We start from the raw sequence: 17,997 nt of genomic DNA, 5'->3' as shown, positions 1-17,997 counted from the left end.
CCGCGGCCACTGACGTCCGGTCGTGCACAGGGGGTTCGTTCATGGAGTTCAGGGTCGAGCGCGGTGACCTCGTCGAGGCGGTGGGCCGGGCGGCCCGCGCCCTGCCCGCCCGGACACCGGTGCCGGTGCTGGGCGGGCTGCTGCTGGAGGCGTCGGCGGGGCGGCTGACCGTGTCGGGCTTCGACTTCGAGACGGCGGCCCGGATCGGGACCGACGCCGAGGTGACGGCCGACGGCCGGGTGCTGGTCCTCGGGCGGCGGCTGCTGGACATCTGCAAGGTCCTGCCGGACGGGCCGGTGGTCTGCGCCCTGGACGGGACACGGTTCACGGTCGAGGCGGGCGGCACCCGCTTCGGCCTGTCCACCCTGCCGCGCGAGGAGTACCCGGCCGCGCCCCCGCCCCCGCGGGCGTACGGCAGCGTGGACGCGGCCGCGTTCGCCACCGCCGTCGCCCAGGTCGCGGTGGCGGCGGGCCGTGACGACACGCTTCCCGTGCTGACCGGGGTGCAGCTGCGGCTGGACGGCGACGAGATGACCCTGTCCGCCTCCGACCGCTACCGGTACGCGGTACGGCGGCTGGAGTGGAAGGCGGAGGCCGACGCCGGCGGTGTGGTGGAGGCCCTCGTTCCGGCGCGGCGGCTGCTGGACGTGGCGCGGGCGCTCGGGCGGTGCGGAACCGTGCGGGTGGGCCTCGACCCGGCCGCCGCAAGCGGTCCGATCGGCTTCGAGGGCGGACCGATGCGGACGGTGCTGCGGCGGCTGGACGGACGGCTTCCGGGCTACGGCACGCTGTTCGACATGGCGGGGGCGGCGGTCGCCGAGGTGGAGCGCGAGGCGCTGACGGAGGCGGTGCGCAGGGTCGCGGTGGTGGCGGAGGCGAACAGTCCGGTGCGGCTGGACTTCTCGGCGGAGTCGGTGCTGCTGCGCGCCGGGTACGGCGACGACGTGGCCGTCCAGCGGCTGCCGGCCGTCCTGACCGGGGCCGACGAGGTCACCGTCGCCTTCGGTCCGGCGTACCTGCTGGACGCGCTGGCCTCCTTCGAGGCGCCCGCGCTGCGCATGCAGCTGCTCGGGACGGGGCAGCGGGCGCTGCTGGCCCCGGCGGACGCGTCGGCGGCCCACCAGCACCTTCTGATGTCCGTGAAGCAGCTGGTCTGACCTGCGCTTTCACCAACTCGGCGGGCCATTGTCAGTGGGCTGCGGTAGCTTCCGAAGTGCTGGGGCGCACAGGCGCGTGACAGAACGGCCACAGGGGCGGGTGGACGACGATGAGTGACGGCAGGGCCGCGACGGCGACGGTCGAGGACCTCGACGCGAGGCTGGAGAAGCACCGGGTCGAGCTGACCGGGTACTGCTACCGCATGCTCGGCTCCTCCTTCGAGGCCGAGGACGCGGTGCAGGACACCCTGGTGCGTGCCTGGCGGAGCTACGACAAGTTCGAGGGCCGCTCCAGCCTGCGCTCGTGGCTGTACCGGATCGCGACGAACGTCTGCCTGGACATGCTGACGGCGGGCAACAAACGGGCGCGGCCGATGGACCTCTCCGAATCCACTCCCCTGGCCCAGGCGGCCCTCTCCCCCCGTCCCGACCACACCTGGCTGGAACCGATGCCGGACACCCGCGTACTGCCCACGGTGGAGGACCCGGCGGAGGCGGCGGTCGCCAAGGAGTCGGTGCGCCTGGCGTTCATGGCCGCGCTCCAGCAGCTCCCGCCGAAGCAGCGGGCGGTGCTGATCCTGCGGGAGGTGCTGGCGTGGAAGGCGAGCGAGGTCGCCGAGCTGCTCGGCACCTCGGTCGCCTCGGTCAACAGCGCGTTGCAGCGGGCGCGGGCGACGCTCGCCGAGCGCTCCGAGGCGGGCGCGGACGCGGCGGTGTCGAACCCGCTGGACGAGGAGCAGCAGAAGCTCCTCGAACGCTATGTGGCGGCGTTCGAGGGCTACGACATGACGGCGCTGACGGCCCTGCTCCACGAGGACGCCATCATGACGATGCCGCCGTTCGACCTGTGGCTGACCGGCCACGACGACATCGCGGGCTTCATGACGACGATCGGCTCGGCGTGCGAGGGCTCGCGCCTGCTGCCCGTCGAGGTGAACGGCCTGCCGGGGTTCGCCCAGTACAAGCCGGACCCGGAGAACGGCGGCTTCACGCCCTGGGCCATCCAGATCCTGGAGATCTCAGACGGCCGCCTCACCGGGTTCCACTTCTATCTCGACACCCAGCGCTGGTTCCCGCTCTTCGACCTCCCCCTCCACCTCGAAGCGGAGTCCGACGAGGTCGAGCAGGGCGCGTAGGGCGGGATCGGGGTCCCGCAGCCGTATCCGGCCTCCGGCCCGGCGGGCGGCCAGCTGGAGCCGGGCCAGCAGATCGACGGCGGCCAGACCCGGCGGTCCCATCCCGCCCACATCGCAGACGACGACCCCACCGCCCCCTGCGGCGTCCAGCAACGCCCGCACGTCGTCGGCGAGGCCCGCCACCCGTTCGGGGGTGGCAGGGCCGGTCAGGGCAAGCACGGGCGGTGTCATGGGGTCCACGTCCGGTAGACCCCGGGGCAGGGCTCAACTCATCGGGCGGGTCCTGCTCCGCAGGAAACTCGCCAGTGTCGATGGTGACGTCGAACGGGGCCGGCAGTACGAGAGGCTCACCGAACTTGGCGAGGCTGAGCCATGGGTGCCATCCAACAGAAGGTGAACGGGACGGGTGGAGGTCCACCGATCCCGTTCACCCGAAGGGGGAAACCTCAGGTCAGGCAATACGTTCCAGCACCACCGGCGACGCCGTGAACGACGTGCCCGGCGCGGCAATGTCGTACGAACCCTCGACCGCCTGGAGGGCGTAGTCGAAGCGCTCCGGGGTGTCCGTGTGGAGGGTCAGCAGGGGCTGGCCCTCGGTGACGGTGTCGCCGGGCTTGGCGTGCAGCTCGACGCCGGCGCCGGCCTGCACCGGGTCCTCCTTGCGGGCGCGGCCCGCGCCGAGGCGCCAGGCGGCGATGCCGATGTCGTAGGCGTCCAGACGGGTCAGGACGCCGGAGGCGGCCGCCTTCACCACGTGCTGCTCGCGCGCCACCGGCAGCTCCGCGTCCGGATCGCCGCCCTGGGCCGCGATCATGCGGCGCCAGACGTCCATCGCCGAGCCGTCGGCCAGCGCCTTCGCCGGGTCCGCGTCCTTCACGCCGGCCGCGTCGAGCATCTCGCGGGCGAGCGCGACGGTCAGTTCCACCACGTCCGCCGGGCCGCCGCCCGCCAGCACCTCCACCGACTCACGGACCTCCAGCGCGTTGCCCGCCGTGAGGCCGAGAGGGGTGGACATGTCCGTCAGCAGGGCCACGGTCTTCACGCCGTGGTCCGTGCCGAGGCCCACCATCGTCGAGGCCAGTTCGCGCGCGTCCTCGATCGTCTTCATGAAGGCGCCCGTGCCGACCTTCACGTCCAGGACCAGCGAGCCCGTGCCCTCGGCGATCTTCTTCGACATGATCGAGGAGGCGATCAGCGGGATCGCCTCGACCGTGCCGGTGACGTCCCGCAGGGCGTAGAGCTTCTTGTCCGCGGGGGCCAGGCCGTCGCCGGCCGCGCAGATCACCGCGCCGGTGGTGTCGAGGACGTGCAGCATCTCCTCGTTCGACAGCAGCGCCCGCCAGCCGGGGATCGACTCCAGCTTGTCCAGCGTGCCGCCGGTGTGGCCGAGGCCGCGACCCGACAGCTGCGGGACCGCCGCGCCGCAGGCCGCGACGAGCGGGGCCAGCGGGAGGGTGATCTTGTCGCCGACGCCGCCGGTGGAGTGCTTGTCGGCGGTCGGGCGGGACAGGGAGGAGAACTCCATGCGCTCGCCGGAGGCGATCATCGCGGCCGTCCAGCGGGCGATCTCGCGGCGGTTCATGCCGTTGAGCAGGATCGCCATGTTGAGGGCGGCCATCTGGTAGTCGGCGACCTCGCCGCGGGTGTAGGCGTCGATCACCCAGTCGATCTGCTCGTCGGCGAGCTCACCGCGGTCACGCTTGGTGCGGATGACGGAGATGGCGTCCATGGCCATGGCTTTCCTTCCGAGGTTCCAGAAGATGGTGCAGAAAAGTGCGCGGCCCCTCTGTGCCGGTCGGATCTGCGCCGGTCAGAGGGGCCGCACGGGAGTTACCTGAGATGGTCGGGACCGAAGGCCTGCGGAAGCATCTCCGCCAGCGTCAGGATCCCCGCCGGCGTCTCCAGCAGCAGGTCCGGGCCGCCGAACTCGAACAGCAGCTGCCGGCAGCGGCCGCACGGGACGAGGATCTCGCCCCGGCCGTCCACGCAGGTGAAGTGCGTGAGCCGGCCGCCACCGGTGTTCTGGAGCTCCGAGACCAGCCCGCACTCGGCGCACAGCCCGAGTCCGTACGAGGCGTTCTCGACGTTGCAGCCGGAGACGATCCGGCCGTCGTCGACCAGGGCCGCCACACCGACCGGGTAGCCGGAGTACGGGGCGTACGCCCGGGACATGGCGTCCTGGGCCACCGCGCGCAGCTTCTCCCAGTCGGCCGTGGCGACGGCGGGGGTCACTTGCCCTGTCCCTTCCGGTACGGCAGACCGTCCGCCTTCGGCATGCGCAGCCGCTGGGCGGAGAGGGAGAGGACCAGCAGGGTGACCACGTACGGGGTGGCCGTGACGACCTGGTTCGGGACCTCGTCCGTGCTGACGTACCAGATGAACATCAGGGCCGAGACGGCGGCGGTGATCGCGGCGGGGACGTACTTCTTCTTCCACGCCAGGTAGGCCACGCCGGCCACCAGCAGGATCGCGATCAGCAGGATCAGCGCATGGACGTTGGTGGCGCCGCCGCGCAGGTTGAGGCTGTCGGTGTAGCCGAACAGGCCCGCGCCGAGGGCGAGGCCGCCCGGCATCCAGTTGCCGAAGATCATCGCGGCGAGACCGATGTAGCCGCGGCCGGCGGTCTGGCCGTCCAGGTAGACGTTCGAGGCCACGATGGACAGGAACGCGCCGCCGAGGCCGGCGAAGCCGCCGGAGATGATCACGGCGATGTACTTGTACTTGTAGACGTTGACGCCGAGGGACTCGGCGGCGACCGGGTTCTCACCGCAGGAGCGCAGCCGCAGGCCGAAGGACGTGCGCCACAGCACGTACCAGGTGGCCGGGACCAGGGCGACGGCGACGACGGTGAGCGGCGACAGGTTGGTGATCAGACCGCCGACCAGGCCGGCCAGGTCGGAGATCAGGAACCAGTGCTTGTCGTTGAGGGTCTCCAGCCAGCTGGAGAGGCCGGGGATGTCGAAGGTGCCCAGCGAGTCGATCGGCGGGGACTGCTTGGAGGAGCCCTGCGGGGCGTCCTCGAAGGTGAACTTCGACAGGTAGCGGGTGGTGCCCAGGGCCAGGATGTTCAGCGCCACACCGGAGACGATGTGGTTGACCCTGAAGGTGACGGTGGCGATGGCGTGCAGGAGGCCGCCGATGGCGCCGCCGGCGATGCCGAAGACGACACCGGTCCACGGGCCCCACTGGTAGCCGGCCCAGGCACCGAACCAGGTGCCGAGGATCATCATGCCTTCGAGGCCGATGTTGACGACGCCCGCCCGCTCGGCCCACAGACCGCCGAGGCCGGCGAGGCCGATCGGTACGGCGGCGCGCAGCGCGGTGGACATCTGGCCGGTGGACGTGATGCCGTCCGCGCCGGTGATCAGGCGGACGACCGACGTCAGGATCAGCACGCCCGAGATGACCAGTAGGAGGACCGGCAGCGACATCCGGCGGCCGCCCTTGCCGGGCTGCTTGCCCTTGGGCTTCGCGATGGTCGCGGTGCTCATCAGACCGCCACCTCCTTCTTGGTGTTCGCGGCGGCGGCGAGTTCCTCACCGACGCGCTTCTGCTGGCGGCGCAGACCCCAGGTGCGGACGACCTCGTAGGAGATGACGACCGCGAAGACGATCAGGCCCTGCATGATCGTCGCGATCTCCTTCTCGTACGGCTCGGGAGTCGCGTAGTCGAGGGCGGGGGACGCCTTGTCGAGGAAGGCCCACAGGAGGGCGGCGAGCGCGATGCCGCCGGGGTTGTTGCGGCCGAGCAGGGCGATACCGATGGCGGTGAAGCCGACGCCCGTGGGGAAGCTCAGGCTGTAGGTGTGGGCGTCGCCGAGCAGCAGCGGGAGTCCGGCGAGGCCGGAGACGGCGCCGGAGACGATCATCACGGTGAGGATCATGCGCTTGGCGTCGACGCCGGAGGCGGCGGCGGCGGACTCGGACTCACCGGTGGCGCGCAGGTCGAAGCCGAAGCGGGTGCGGTTGAGGACGATCCAGTAGACGAGGCCGAGGGCGATGGCGAGGAAGACCAGGCCGTAGATCTCGCCGACGTCCTGGCCGAGGTCGATGCCCGGGACCCAGCCGGACTCCTTCATGAGGCCGGTCGTCTTGTTGTCGCCGACCAGCTCGCCGAAGACCTCGGGGAGGGTGAGGTAGGCGATGAGGCTGGTGGCGATGGCGTTCAGCATGATCGTCGCGACGACCTCGCTGACACCCCGGGTGACCTTCAGGACGCCCGCGACACCGGCCCAGATGCCACCGGTGAGGGCGGCGACCAGCAGCAGCAGCGGGACCTGGAGGAAGGCCGGCAGGTCCATGTGCGCGCCGACCACCGCGGTCGTCATCGCGGCGAGGCGGTACTGGCCGTCGACGCCGATGTTGAAGAGGTTCATGCGGAAGCCGAGGGCGACCGCCAGGGCGGCGATGTAGTACAGCGACGCCTGGTTGACGATCAGGACCTGGACGTCGGAGTAGCCGATCTGCTCCAGCATGAGCGTGTACGGCTCGATCGGGCTCTTGCCGGAGGCGATCAGCACGACCGAGGTCAGCAGGATCGCCGCGACGAGCGCCATGACCGGGCCGGCCACGGCGAGGAGCAGACGCTCCTTGTCGAACTTCTTCATCGGGCCTCGTCCTCCGGACCGGCAGCTTCCTCGGTGGTGTCCGCGGTGTCCTGGTGCTCCAGGTGACCGGTCGCGGCGCCGGTCATGGCCGAGCCCAGCTCCTCCGGGGTGACGGTGGCGGGGTCGGCGTCCGCGACCAGCCTGCCGTTGTAGATCACCCGCAGGGTGTCCGACAGGCCGATCAGCTCGTCCAGGTCGGCGGAGATCAGCAGGACGGCGAGGCCCTCACGGCGGGCCTCCCGAATGCGGTCCCAGATCTGGGCCTGAGCGCCGACGTCCACACCGCGGGTGGGGTGGGCGGCGATCAGGAACTTCGGGTTGTGGCTCATCTCGCGGCCGACGATCAGCTTCTGCTGGTTGCCGCCGGAGAGGGAGGCGGCCGTCACGTCGATGCCGGGGGTGCGGACGTCGAACTCCTCGACGATCCGGCGGGTGTCGTCCTGGGCGCCCTTGGGGTTCAGCCAGAAACCCTTGGCGTTGGGGGCCTCGGTGACATGGCCGAGGATGCGGTTCTCCCAGAGCGGGGCCTCCAGGAGCAGGCCCTGGCGGTGGCGGTCCTCGGGGATGTAACCCACGCCGGACTCGCGGCGCTTGCGGGTGGACCAGGGGGTGATGTCCTCGCCGAGGAAGGCGAGGGTGCCGGAGTCGGCGTTCTTGGTGCCGATCAGCGCGTCGATCAGCTCGGTCTGGCCGTTGCCCTCGACACCGGCGATGCCCATGACCTCGCCGGCGTGGATGGTGAAGCTGACGTCGTCCAGGACGCGCTTGATCTCGCCGCCCTCGGGGGCCAGCGTGATGCCGCCGGTGGGCTCGGCCTCGGTGCCCAGCGAGGCGCCGCCGCTGGCGAAGACGGTGAGGTTCGCGACCGTGATGACGGCCTGGTCGGTGACCGTGGACTCGGCGGTCTCCGGGGTGGGCAGTTCGCTGCCGACCATCATCTCGGCGAGCTGGCGCGGGGTGGTCTCGGACGGCACCGCCGTGCCGACGGTCGTACCGCGCCGGATGACGGTGATGTCGTCGGCGACGGAGAGGACCTCGCCCAGCTTGTGGGAGATGAAGATGACGGAGAGGCCCTCGGCCTTCAGCTCGCGCAGGTTGTCGAAGAGCGCGTCGACCTCCTGCGGGACCAGGACGGCGGTCGGCTCGTCGAGGATGAGGGTCTTGGCGCCGCGGAAGAGGACCTTGAGGATCTCCACGCGCTGGCGGTCGGCGACACCGAGGTCCTCGACCAGGGCGTCGGGGCGTACGCCGAGCCCGTAGCGGTCGGAGATCTCCTTGATCTTCTTGCGGGCGTTGCCGCCGATGCCGTACAGCTTCTCGCTGCCCAGCACCACGTTCTCCAGGACGGTCAGGTTGTCGGCCAGCATGAAGTGCTGGTGGACCATGCCGATACCGCGGGTGATGGCGTCCGCGGGGCTGGAGAAGCTGACCTGCTCGCCGTCGACCGCGATGGTGCCCTCGTCCGGCTTCTGCATGCCGTAGAGGATCTTCATCAGGGTCGACTTGCCGGCACCGTTCTCGCCGACCAGGGCGTGCACGGTGCCCTTGCGGACAGCCAGGTGGATGTCGTGGTTGGCGACGACACCGGGGAAGCGCTTGGTGATCCCCGCCAGCTCAACCGCGATCGTCGACTGTGCGGTGAGCGGAGGGCTGCTGGACGCGTCGATGGCGCACTCTCCTTGAAAAAGGGGCCGCTCTACGCGCGTAGCGCCCCTGCTTTAAATAGTGCCCGGACCTGATCGACCTTGATCAATCCCTCGATCAAGTCTCGATCCGTTCCGAGCATTCTGCCGCGCGAACGGGGCACGAGTACGTCCATGGTTCCCGTGCCCCGTTCCGTGGCCGTAACGCTGTCATTGCAGCGCGCTATTGGCCAATGCCTCTGACCGGTCGAGTTACCGGGTCAGGAGGTCTTGACGGTGATGCTGCCGTCCTTGATGCCCTCTTCGGCCTTCTTGATCGCGGCCTGGATGTCGGCGTTGTCGGCGAAGGTCGGGTTGGAGTTCGACACGCTCACGCCGCCGTTCTCCAGGCTGCCGCGGACGACACCGGTCTGCGGCTTGCCGTCCTCGACGGACTTGGCCAGGTCGTACACCGCGCCCTGGACGTTCTTCATGGCCGAGGTCAGGATCGAGTCCTTGTAGGCCTTCAGCGCGTCCTGCTTGTACTGGTCGGAGTCGACGCCGATCGCCCAGACGTCGTTGGCGTTGGCGGCCTTGATGACACCCTGGCCGGAGAGGCCCGCGGCGGCGTAGATGACGTCCGCACCGGCGTCGATCTGGCCGTCGGCGGCGCTCTCACCCTTGTCCGGGCTGGAGAAGCCACCCTCGGCGGCGGTCTCGGTCAGGTACTGCGACTTGACCGTGACGCCCTTCTTGGTGTCCTCGACGCCCTGCTTGAAGCCGGCCTCGAACTTGTGGATCAGCGGGACGTCCACGCCACCGATGAAGCCCACGACGTCGGACTTGGTGGCCTTGGCGGCCGCCACACCGGCGAGGTAGGAGGCCTGCTCCTCGTGGAAGACGAGGTCGGCGACGTTGTCGGCCTTGATCTGCTCGTCGTCGACGATGCCGAAGGTGGTCTTCGGGTACTTGGCCGCGGCCTCCTTGACGGCCGGCGCGTAGGCGAAGCCGACGCCGATCACCGGGTTGTAACCCTGCTTGGCGAGGTTCTCCAGGCGCTGCACCTTGTCCGCGTCGGACTCGCCGTCCTGCGGCTCGACCGCGGTGGACTTGTAGCCGAACTCCTTGTCGGCCTGGTCCAGGCCGGCGGTGGCGGCGTCGTTGAAGGACTGGTCGCCCTTGCCGCCGACGTCGTACGCGAGCGCGAGGCCCAGGTTCTTGTCGCTGCTCTCGGACGAGGAGGACGACGTGGACGAGCTTCCACAGGCGGAAACGGACACGGCGAGGGCTGCGGTGGCAACACCCGCGGCCGCGATTCGGGACACCCGGCGCATGGAACTGACTCCTTTGTGCATGCGCCCTTACCAGGCGCTGGTTCCGCCGCAGCGTAACGCGCGTAGACCGGGGGGAAAAACCCTTCTGTCCGCTCCGTTATCGACCTGTGGCCACAGTTGCATCCCAGATTACGGACAGCAGTACGCCCCTTGCGGGAGGCAAGGGGCGTATGGGCTGCAAGGACGCCCGTAAGGGCGTAGCCGGGGGCCGTGCGGGCCCGTGCGGCCCGTAACGCGGCGTTACTTGGTGTTGACCGTGACCTTGCCGTCGACGATGTCCTTCTCGGCCTTCTCGACGGCCGCGACGACGTCCGTCATCGCCTTGTACTTCGGGTTGGAGTCGGCGAACCCGACACCGTCGTTGGAGAGGCTGCCACGGACCACGCCGGACAGCGGCTTGCCGTCCACGACGGACTTCACGAGGTCGTAGACCGCGCCGCCGACGTTCTTCAGCGCCGAGCCGAGGATGTAGTCCTTGTACGAGGCCAGCGCGCTCTGGTTGTACTGGTCGGAGTCGACGCCGATGGCCCACACCTTCTTGGCGGCGGACTCGGTGATCACGCCCTGACCGGAGAGACCGGCCGCGTGGTAGATGACGTCCGCGCCGGCCTCGATCTGGCCGCTCGCCGCGTCCTTGCCCTTGTCGGGGCTGGAGAAGCCGCCCTCCTGGGGCGTCTCGGTGAGGTACTGCGACTCGATCTTGATGTTCGGGACGACGGACTTGGCGCCCTGGATGTAGCCGGCCTCGAACTTGTGGATCAGCGGGATGTCCACACCGCCGATGAAGCCGATGTGCCCCTTCTTGGAGGCCTTGGCGGCGGCGACACCGGCCAGGTAGGAGGCCTGCTCCTCGTGGAAGACCATGTCGGCGACGTTCTTCGCCTGGACGGTCTCGTCGTCGATGATCCCGAAGGTGGTGTTGGGGAACTTGGCGGCGACCTCCTTGACGGCCGGCCCGTAGACGAAGCCGACGCCGATCACCGGGTTGTAGCCGGCCTGGGCCAGCTGGGTGAGGCGCTGGATCTTGTCCGCGTCGGTCTCGCCGTCCTGCGGCTCGACGTCCCGGCCCGTGATGCCGAACTCCTTCTCGGCCTTCTGGAGACCGGCGTAGGCGGCGTCGTTGAACGACTGGTCGCCCTTGCCGCCGATGTCGTACGCGAGGCCGATGCCCTTGCCCTTGTACGCGCCGGACGACGACGACTCCGTGTCGCTCGCCTTGGAGCCGGTGCTGGACTCACCGCAGCCGGTGGCCGCGAGGGCGATGACCGCGACGGTCACCGCTGCTTGGGAGAATCTGGTCCTCCGAGATATGAGACGCACAGCAAGCACCCCTTCATCCCCACGGCGCCGTCACCGGCCCGCTTTCCCCTTGGTGGCGCCGTTCCGTGAAGGCTCCCCACAACAAGCCGTTCCCGGTGGCTATTTCGGCGCACAGTAACGCGCGTAGAAGGCGAGGGGAACGGGGTTTCTCGCTCCCGTTACCGAACCGTGCCGCCCTTGCGTTACAAGCGCGTCCTCGGGGTTACAGGTGGGTGACACAACGGGAGGAAGAGGCGCCTTTCGGGCACCCCTTCCTCCCGTGTTCAAGCCGTCCTGGTCGCCGCGTCCAGGAGCGCTGCCGCCGTGAACAGCTCCACGCCCACCGTGATCGCGTGCTCGTCGGCGTCGAAGTCGCCCTGGTGCAGATCGCGCACGGTGCGCTCGCCGGACGGCCGGACGCCGAGCCGGGCCATGGCGCCCGGCACCCGCTCCAGGTACCAGGAGAAGTCCTCCCCGCCGAGGCTCTGCTCGGTGTTCTCGACCGACGCCTCGCCGCGCCGGGCCGCCATGGCGTCGCGCAGCAGGCCGGTGACCTCGGCGTCGTTGACGACCGGCGGGACCCCGCGCACGTAGTTGATCTCGGACTTGGCGCGGTGCAGGTTGGCGACCTCGTCGATCGCCGCGACGACGATGTCCGGGGCCTGCCGCCACGCCTCGATGTCCAGGCAGCGGACGGTGCCGGACAGCTCGGCGTGCTGCGGGATGACGTTCGGCGCGTGTCCGCTCTCGATCCGGCCCCAGGTCACCGCGAGCCCGGCCCGGGTGTCGACGCGCCGGCCGACGAGCGCGGGCACGTCGGTGACGACCCGGGCGACGGCGGTCACCAGGTCGGTGGTGAGGTGCGGGCGGGCGGTGTGGCCGCCGGGCCCGTCCAGGGCGATCTCCAGCCGGTCGCAGGCGGAGGTGATGGCGCCCTCGCGCAGCCCGATCCGCCCGGCGTCCACCCGGGGGTCGCAGTGCACGGCGATGATCCGGCCGACGCCGTCCAGCGCGCCGCCCTCGATGGCGTCGGCGGCGCCGCCCGGCAGCACCTCCTCGGCGGGCTGGAAGATCAGCCGCACGGGCCGCGGGAGCCGGCCCTGCCGGTGCAGCTCGGCGAGGACGAGTCCGGCGCCGAGGACGACGGTGGTGTGCACGTCGTGGCCGCAGGCGTGGGCGCGGTCGGGCACGGTCGACCGGTAGGCGCACTCGGTCTTGGTGTCCGGGATCGGCAGCGCGTCGATGTCGGCGCGCATGGCGAAGATCGGCGTGTCCCCGATCCCGGTGCCGTCCTCGGTCCCGATGTCACAGATGAGGCCAGTCCCGACGGGAAGTACGCGCGGCGCAAGACCTGCCTTCTCCAGGCGGGCCTTGATCGCCGCGGTCGTGCGGAACTCCTGATTGCCCAGCTCGGGGTGCATGTGCATGTCGCGACGGAACGCGACGAGCTCTGCGCGCAGGGCTTCCGGCAGGGTGCCGGGAAGGGTTCCGGGGGGCACGCCTTCCCCGGCGGGTTCGGCCTCGGACTCTCGGGACGTCAATTGCTTCACCCTCTGAAGGGTAGGACGCCGAGACGGTCAACTGACCCACGATCAACAAAACTTCAACCCTTAGGGGAAGAAAAATTGGCCGCGCGGCGCATGGCTGCTGTGGGGGGTGGGTAAACTCGGGCGGTTTTCCGGCCGAGCGGATCATGGAATGGGTCCTGTGATGGGGAGCCTGGATCCGTACCCGTCACTCTCTTCGTTTCCTCCACGCATACCACGGCACGCCCCACGGGTGCGGAGCTGTCCACGTACCGGAACCGGGTCCGGATGGCGGAACCGCTCCCCCGTGCCACCGCTCCACCACGCCGAGCCACCGGCGGGGGCGGGAGCCGCCCCGGGAGAAGCTGCCCCGGCGGATTGGGCCGTTCGGACGACAGACCGGGTCCGGCGGGCGCCCGGCGCCCCTCGAACCGGACGGTCACCCGACGGCGGGGCGGCCCTCGTCCCCGGCCCGTACCGGCCTCAGACCACGCTCACCGACGCCAGCCGGTGTACGTCCCGTGCGGTGCCCGTCACACCGGAGAGGAAGCCGTGGGCCCGGGGCGAGGCGTGTTCCGTCAGCCAGGCCGGGTCGATGTCGCAGACCGCCACGCGGACGTCCGTGCCGGACAGGGCGAGGGGCAGGGTGTGGACGACCGTGGAGGGGAAGCTGAGAACGGTGCGGCCGATCGGGCCCCGGCGCGCGATCAGCTCCAGGGGAAGGTCGGGGCGGACCACTTCCAGGCCCGTCTCCACGGCCAGCCGGTGGAGCTTGTCGGCGCTCTCCCGGCGGTGGGCGAAGTAGCGGGTGGCGCCGTGGGCGCGGGCGAGCGCCCCTACCGCCTCCAGGTAGCGGTCCGCGTCCACCACGCCGGTCTCCACCAGGGACGTGCCCACCATGTCCGCGCCCTTGGTCACCCGCGGCGGGCCGAAGCGGGCGCGGGTCCAGGCGAAGGTGTTGGCGGTGACGGCGACCCCGTCGGGGGTCTCCTTCATCGGCATGGAGGAGAAGACCTCCACCCGGCGCCCCCCGCCCGGCGTCAGCCGGCGGCGGGCCGCCGAGGACACCGGGGCGAACAGCACGTCGCGGGGACCGGGCCGGCCGCCCTTGCGGTGCCAGCGCACGAGCCTTTCGCCGCGGGCGAGTTGGCCGACGAACTCCATGGTGGCCGTGCCGTCGTCGACCACGACCAGGTCGGAGGCGCGGGTGATGGTCAGCAGCAGTTGCACGTACCGGGAGAACGGGTCTCCCATGACCACCCGTCCGGCCCGGCGCAGCAGCCGGCGCAGCCCGCCGATGGTGCGGAAGGGAGCCGCCGTACCGCCGCGCGCCTCCTCCCAGCGGACCGCGTGGCCCTCCCCGCGGGCCAGCTCGGCCATGCGGCGCAGCTGTCCGCGGGTCATGGGGTCGGTCGGGGACAGGACGACGACGGTGAGCCCCGCGCCGGGCTCCTCCTGGGCGTGCGCCCATTCGAGCACGTTGAGCAGCTGCACCGGGCTCTCGACGAACGCGAGGGTGTGGGGGGTGGTGCCGGTGTTCGTGCCGGCGCGGGGGCTCATCGTCGTAGGACCGTCCCGTCTTCGTCAGGCAGTCAGGCAGTCAGGCAGTCAGCGCTGTGAGGCGGTCGGGGCCGTCAGACCGCGACCGGCTCGCCCGCCGCGGCGGCGATCTCGGCCTCCGCGACGACGCCGGACACCCGGCGCAGCTTCTTCATGGGGCCCAGCTCGGAGTCGTAGACCTTCTTGACGCCGTCGCCGAGGGAGGCCTCGATGGTGCGGATGTCGCGGACGAGGCGGGTGAGGCCGCCCGGCTCGACGGAGGCGGCCTGGTCGGAGCCCCACATCGCGCGGTCGAGGGTGATGTGACGCTCGACGAAGGCGGCGCCGAGGGCGACCGCGGCCAGCGTGGTCTGGAGGCCGGTCTCGTGGCCGGAGTAGCCGATCGGGACGTTCGGGAACTCCTTCTCCAGCGTGTTGATCACGCGGAGGTTGAGCTCCTCGGCCTTCGCCGGGTAGGTCGAGGTGGCGTGGCACATGAGGATGTTGTCGCTGCCCAGGACCTCGACCGCGTGGCGGATCTGCTTCGGGGTCGACATGCCGGTGGAGAGGATGACGGCGCGGCCGGTGGAGCGCAGGGCGCGCAGCAGCTCGTCGTCGGTGAGGGAGGCGGAGGCGACCTTGTGGGCGGGGACGTCGAACTTCTCCAGGAAGGCGACGGCCTCGGTGTCCCACGGGGAGGCGAACCAGTCGATCCCCTTCTCCTTGCAGTACTCGTCGATCTTGCGGTACTCGTCCTCGCCGAACTCCACGCGGTGGCGGTAGTCGATGTAGGTCATCCGGCCCCACGGCGTGTCGCGCTCGATGTCCCACTGGTCGCGCGGGGTGCAGATCTCGGGGGTGCGCTTCTGGAACTTCACGGCGTCGCAGCCGGCCTCGGCGGCGGCGTCGATCAGCTTGAACGCGTTCTCGAGCTCACCGTTGTGGTTGATGCCGATCTCGCCGCAGATGTAGACGGGGCGGCCGGGGCCGACCTCGCGGGAACCGAACGTGCGCAGACGGGAGTTGGTGCTCATGGTGGAGATGTCCTTACTGGGGGAGGGTGTCGAGAGAAGGTCCGAGGATCCAGCCGGCGATCTCCCGGATCGCGCCGTCGCCACCGGGCAGGGTGGTGACCGCGCGTGCGGCGCCGCGTACCACGTCGTGGGCGCTCGCGACCGCCACCGGCCAGCCCACGAGGGCGAAGCAGGGGAGGTCGTTGACGTCGTTGCCGACGTAGAGCACGCGCTCCGGCGCGATGCCCTGTTCCTCGCACCACTGCTTGAGTGCGAGGTCCTTGCGGTCGATGCCGTGCAGGACCGGGAGCTTGAGCTTCCGGGCCCGGGCGGCGACGACCGGGTTCTGTTCGGTCGAGAGGATCAGCAGCTTCAGGCCGCTGCGGCGCAGGGCGGCGATGCCGAGGCCGTCCCCGCGGTGGACGGAGACGAACTCCCGTCCGTCGGAGTCGATCAGCACCCGGTCGTCGGTCTGGGTGCCGTCGAAGTCGAGGACGACCGCGTCGATGTCGTCGAAGGCGGGCAGGGCGCCGGGCCGGTCCGCGTCGAAGAGCGGCGCCAGGGCGCGGGCCCGCGCGAGTTCGTGCTGGTCGTCGATCTCCAGGACGCGTGCCGGGTCGGTGCGGACGAGCTCGGTACGGCCGAAGAAGCGGTGCCGGTGCGTGCGGAAGCCGGCCGCGTCCATCGCATAGGCGGCGCCGGTCTCCAGGAAGTCCTGGGGGCGGTCCTGGCGGCGGGGGCGGAAGGACTTGTCGTGGTTGACGCCGAAGCCGCCCTCGCTGGTCTCGTCCGAGTGGCGCCAGACGAAGCCGTGGAAGGGGGCCACGGTCACCGCGCTGTCCGCGCCCTGCTCGGCGACCGCGCCGGCGACGCCGTCGACGTCCTCGCGGACCAGGAAGGGGCTGGTGCACTGGACGAGCAGGACCACGTCGACCGGGCTGCCGTGCAGGGCCTCGTGGGCGTCCATCGCGTGCAGGACGGCCGCCTCGGAGGTGGCGGTGTCGCCGGCGATGGCGGCCGGCCGCAGCACGACCTCGGCGCCCGCCTCGCGGGCCGCGGCCGCGATGGCCTGGTCGTCGGTGGAGACGACCACGTCGGTGACGAGCCGGGTGGCCCGGCACTCGCGGACCGCCCGCGCGACCAGCGGGACGCCGCCGACCGGGGCGAGGTTCTTCGCGGGGACGCCCTTGGAGCCGCCGCGCGCGGGGATCACGGCGAGGACGCGGCGTACCCCGGCTGCTGAGTCGGACATGGGCTGTACTCCTTGACGTGGGTGGCTCACAGCTCCCCCATCCGCCGGATCACCGGTGCCACCCGTTGCACGCCGTGCCGGTAGGCGCCGCGCGCCGCCCGGCGCACGATCTGCCGGACCGGGCCGGGCTCCTTGTCGGAGGCGGGCGCGCCGGGCAGCGGGCTGCCGTCGGGCGCGAGGTGGTGGCGGGCGAGGATGCCGGGGAGGTAGCCGGGTGCTGTGGCCGGCGTGTAGTAGGGCGTGAGGGGCGGGAGGCCGCCGGGCCGGGCGAGCAGCTTGGCTATGCGTTCGCGGGCCGGGTCGAAGGCGGTCTCGTACGAGCCGTCGGCGGCCACGCCCTGCCGGGAGACCCACTCCGCGTCGGGCGTGGGGCGGTGTCCGGCGTCGAGCTGGTCCCAGGAGGCGAGGCAGCCCGAGCCGACGAAGTGGTGGTTGCCGAGCGCCTCGCGCACCCCGAGGTCGCTGAGGACGACGGTGGGGATACGGCGGTGGAGGGACTCCAGGGCGGCCGTCGAGCTGACCGTGACCATCAGGTCGGTGCGGTCGAGGACCTCGCCCATGTTGCCGTACACCAGGCGGAAGTTGGACGGCGGGTCCAGTCGCTGCGCCAGCTTCTGGTAGGGCAGCTCCTCGATGTGGGTGGTGTGTTCGCCGGGCTTGGAGCGCAGCTTCAGCAGCACCTCCCGCTCGGGGTGCAGCCGGGCGTGCCGGACGAGCCGCTCCAGCAGGTACGTCCGGTCCTTGCGGCTCTCCGGTACGGAGGGCTGCGCGGCGAAGACGACGGTGTAGGGGTCGTGCCGCCCGGTGTAGGGGGCGCCGCCGAGGAACGGCAGGGCCACCTCGGTCACCGAGGAGGCGTCGGCGCCCACTCCTTCGTACACCGCGCGGAAGCGTTCGGCGTCCTGGCGGGAGTTGGCGAGGACCAGGTCGGCGCCGTGCCGCAGGAGCAGGCCGTCGGCGAGCTTCTCGTAGACGACACCGACATAGCCGGTGACGACGACGGGCCGCTCGCCGGTGTCCTCCCGGATCCGCTTCAGCCCGTGCAGGACCGCCTGGACACCGCCGCCGACCAGGGCGAGGACGAGGATGTCGTACGACGTCCGTGACATGGCGCGCAGGAACTCGACGGCCGTGACCTCGCGCAGCGAGTCCGCGTGCACGCCCACCTCGGCCAGTTGGCGCGGGGTGGGGGTGGCACGGCCGCGCAGCAGGAACCCGTCGAGGGCCGGCGCGACTTGCGCGCCGTCACCCGGTGCGGCTTCCATGGACGGCGCGATCCGCGCGGCGGTCAGCGCACCCCATTTCCAGCGGGTGTCGGAGTCCGCCAGGACGGCGATCCGTGGGGGGTTGGCAGTACTTGCAGGCACGACGAAGACGCTAGAAAGCAAAACCGAGGATCGGCCCAACCCCCTCTCAACAAAGAGTTAACAGCACACCACCGGACACCGAACTGGTCCGTCGTTCGGCCGTGAGTACACGGGGTGCACCAATCCGACACATTGAGTTCACCCCC

15 protein-coding genes are annotated in these 17,997 nt (G+C 70.9%); 2 read left to right on the top strand and 13 right to left on the bottom strand.

Annotated features, from left to right (window positions below; all coding sequences use genetic code 11):
• The first annotated feature begins 41 nt into the window (after window positions 1–41).
• Entirely contained in the window at window positions 42–1,157 is a 1,116-nt protein-coding gene (gene dnaN, locus IE275_RS04220) for a DNA polymerase III subunit beta (RefSeq protein WP_189707655.1), read from the top strand.
• Window positions 1,158–1,267: 110 nt separating this feature from the next.
• On the top strand, window positions 1,268–2,293 hold the full coding sequence (locus IE275_RS04215) for a sigma-70 family RNA polymerase sigma factor (RefSeq protein WP_189707653.1): 1,026 nt from the start codon (window positions 1,268–1,270) through the stop codon (window positions 2,291–2,293).
• On the opposite strand, the gene IE275_RS04210 is transcribed toward IE275_RS04215, so the two are convergent.
• From IE275_RS04210 to IE275_RS04150, 13 genes are all read right to left on the bottom strand, one after another.
• Window positions 2,177–2,524, bottom strand: a complete 348-nt coding sequence (locus tag IE275_RS04210; protein ID WP_189707651.1) for an STAS domain-containing protein — start codon at window positions 2,522–2,524, stop codon at window positions 2,177–2,179. The genes IE275_RS04215 and IE275_RS04210 overlap by 117 nt on opposite strands.
• Before the next feature lie 220 nt (window positions 2,525–2,744).
• Window positions 2,745–4,028, bottom strand: a complete 1,284-nt coding sequence (locus tag IE275_RS04205; protein ID WP_189707649.1) for a thymidine phosphorylase — start codon at window positions 4,026–4,028, stop codon at window positions 2,745–2,747.
• Between the two features lie 95 nt (window positions 4,029–4,123).
• The gene (locus tag IE275_RS04200; protein ID WP_189707647.1) at window positions 4,124–4,525 is read right to left on the bottom strand and encodes a cytidine deaminase; all 402 of its coding nucleotides are present in this window, start codon (window positions 4,523–4,525) and stop codon (window positions 4,124–4,126) included.
• Window positions 4,522–5,784, bottom strand: a complete 1,263-nt coding sequence (locus IE275_RS04195) for an ABC transporter permease (RefSeq protein ID WP_189707645.1) — start codon at window positions 5,782–5,784, stop codon at window positions 4,522–4,524. Before IE275_RS04195 ends, IE275_RS04200 begins: the two co-directional genes overlap by 4 nt.
• Window positions 5,784–6,899 (bottom strand): ABC transporter permease, encoded by a 1,116-nt coding sequence (locus IE275_RS04190; protein ID WP_189707643.1) that lies wholly within the window; start codon window positions 6,897–6,899, stop codon window positions 5,784–5,786. Before IE275_RS04190 ends, IE275_RS04195 begins: the two co-directional genes overlap by 1 nt.
• The gene (locus IE275_RS04185) at window positions 6,896–8,566 is read right to left on the bottom strand and encodes an ABC transporter ATP-binding protein (RefSeq protein WP_189708676.1); all 1,671 of its coding nucleotides are present in this window, start codon (window positions 8,564–8,566) and stop codon (window positions 6,896–6,898) included. Before IE275_RS04185 ends, IE275_RS04190 begins: the two co-directional genes overlap by 4 nt.
• 236 nt (window positions 8,567–8,802) lie before the next feature.
• Window positions 8,803–9,855, bottom strand: coding sequence for a BMP family lipoprotein (locus IE275_RS04180; RefSeq protein WP_189707641.1), 1,053 nt, complete (start codon window positions 9,853–9,855; stop codon window positions 8,803–8,805).
• A gap of 240 nt (window positions 9,856–10,095) precedes the next feature.
• Window positions 10,096–11,133, bottom strand: a complete 1,038-nt coding sequence (locus IE275_RS04175; protein ID WP_229870094.1) for a BMP family lipoprotein — start codon at window positions 11,131–11,133, stop codon at window positions 10,096–10,098.
• A gap of 305 nt (window positions 11,134–11,438) precedes the next feature.
• Window positions 11,439–12,695: an amidohydrolase gene (locus IE275_RS04170; RefSeq protein ID WP_189708672.1), complete on the bottom strand. Its 1,257-nt coding sequence runs from the start codon at window positions 12,693–12,695 to the stop codon at window positions 11,439–11,441.
• Between the two features lie 468 nt (window positions 12,696–13,163).
• Entirely contained in the window at window positions 13,164–14,240 is a 1,077-nt protein-coding gene (locus IE275_RS04165) for a hypothetical protein (RefSeq protein ID WP_189707639.1), read from the bottom strand.
• Between the two features lie 74 nt (window positions 14,241–14,314).
• Window positions 14,315–15,253, bottom strand: coding sequence for an N-acetylneuraminate synthase family protein (locus IE275_RS04160; RefSeq protein WP_189707637.1), 939 nt, complete (start codon window positions 15,251–15,253; stop codon window positions 14,315–14,317).
• A gap of 13 nt (window positions 15,254–15,266) precedes the next feature.
• Window positions 15,267–16,484 (bottom strand): N-acylneuraminate cytidylyltransferase, encoded by a 1,218-nt coding sequence (locus IE275_RS04155; RefSeq protein WP_189707635.1) that lies wholly within the window; start codon window positions 16,482–16,484, stop codon window positions 15,267–15,269.
• Window positions 16,485–16,510: 26 nt separating this feature from the next.
• A complete protein-coding gene (locus IE275_RS04150) occupies window positions 16,511–17,851 on the bottom strand; it encodes a DUF6716 putative glycosyltransferase (protein WP_189707633.1) in 1,341 nt (446 codons plus the stop codon).
• Between the last annotated feature and the right edge of the window lie 146 nt (window positions 17,852–17,997).

The sequence above is a fragment of the Streptomyces phaeofaciens genome (assembly GCF_014648915.1).
GTDB lineage: Bacteria > Actinomycetota > Actinomycetes > Streptomycetales > Streptomycetaceae > Streptomyces > Streptomyces phaeofaciens.
This window is presented reverse-complemented; position numbering and strand designations above follow the sequence as displayed.

What these genes read in the sequence shown, in the direction of transcription:
- dnaN (WP_189707655.1), top strand. Translation starts at nt 42, where the DNA reads ATGGAGTTCAGGGTCGAGCGCGGTGACCTCGTCGAGGCGGTGGGCCGG.
- IE275_RS04215 (WP_189707653.1), top strand. Translation starts at nt 1,268, where the DNA reads ATGAGTGACGGCAGGGCCGCGACGGCGACGGTCGAGGACCTCGACGCG.
- IE275_RS04210 (WP_189707651.1), bottom strand. Translation starts at nt 2,524, where the DNA reads ATGACACCGCCCGTGCTTGCCCTGACCGGCCCTGCCACCCCCGAACGG.
- IE275_RS04205 (WP_189707649.1), bottom strand. Translation starts at nt 4,028, where the DNA reads ATGGCCATGGACGCCATCTCCGTCATCCGCACCAAGCGTGACCGCGGT.
- IE275_RS04195 (WP_189707645.1), bottom strand. Translation starts at nt 5,784, where the DNA reads ATGAGCACCGCGACCATCGCGAAGCCCAAGGGCAAGCAGCCCGGCAAG.
- IE275_RS04190 (WP_189707643.1), bottom strand. Translation starts at nt 6,899, where the DNA reads ATGAAGAAGTTCGACAAGGAGCGTCTGCTCCTCGCCGTGGCCGGCCCG.
- IE275_RS04180 (WP_189707641.1), bottom strand. Translation starts at nt 9,855, where the DNA reads ATGCGCCGGGTGTCCCGAATCGCGGCCGCGGGTGTTGCCACCGCAGCC.
- IE275_RS04165 (WP_189707639.1), bottom strand. Translation starts at nt 14,240, where the DNA reads ATGAGCCCCCGCGCCGGCACGAACACCGGCACCACCCCCCACACCCTC.
- IE275_RS04160 (WP_189707637.1), bottom strand. Translation starts at nt 15,253, where the DNA reads ATGAGCACCAACTCCCGTCTGCGCACGTTCGGTTCCCGCGAGGTCGGC.
- IE275_RS04155 (WP_189707635.1), bottom strand. Translation starts at nt 16,484, where the DNA reads ATGTCCGACTCAGCAGCCGGGGTACGCCGCGTCCTCGCCGTGATCCCC.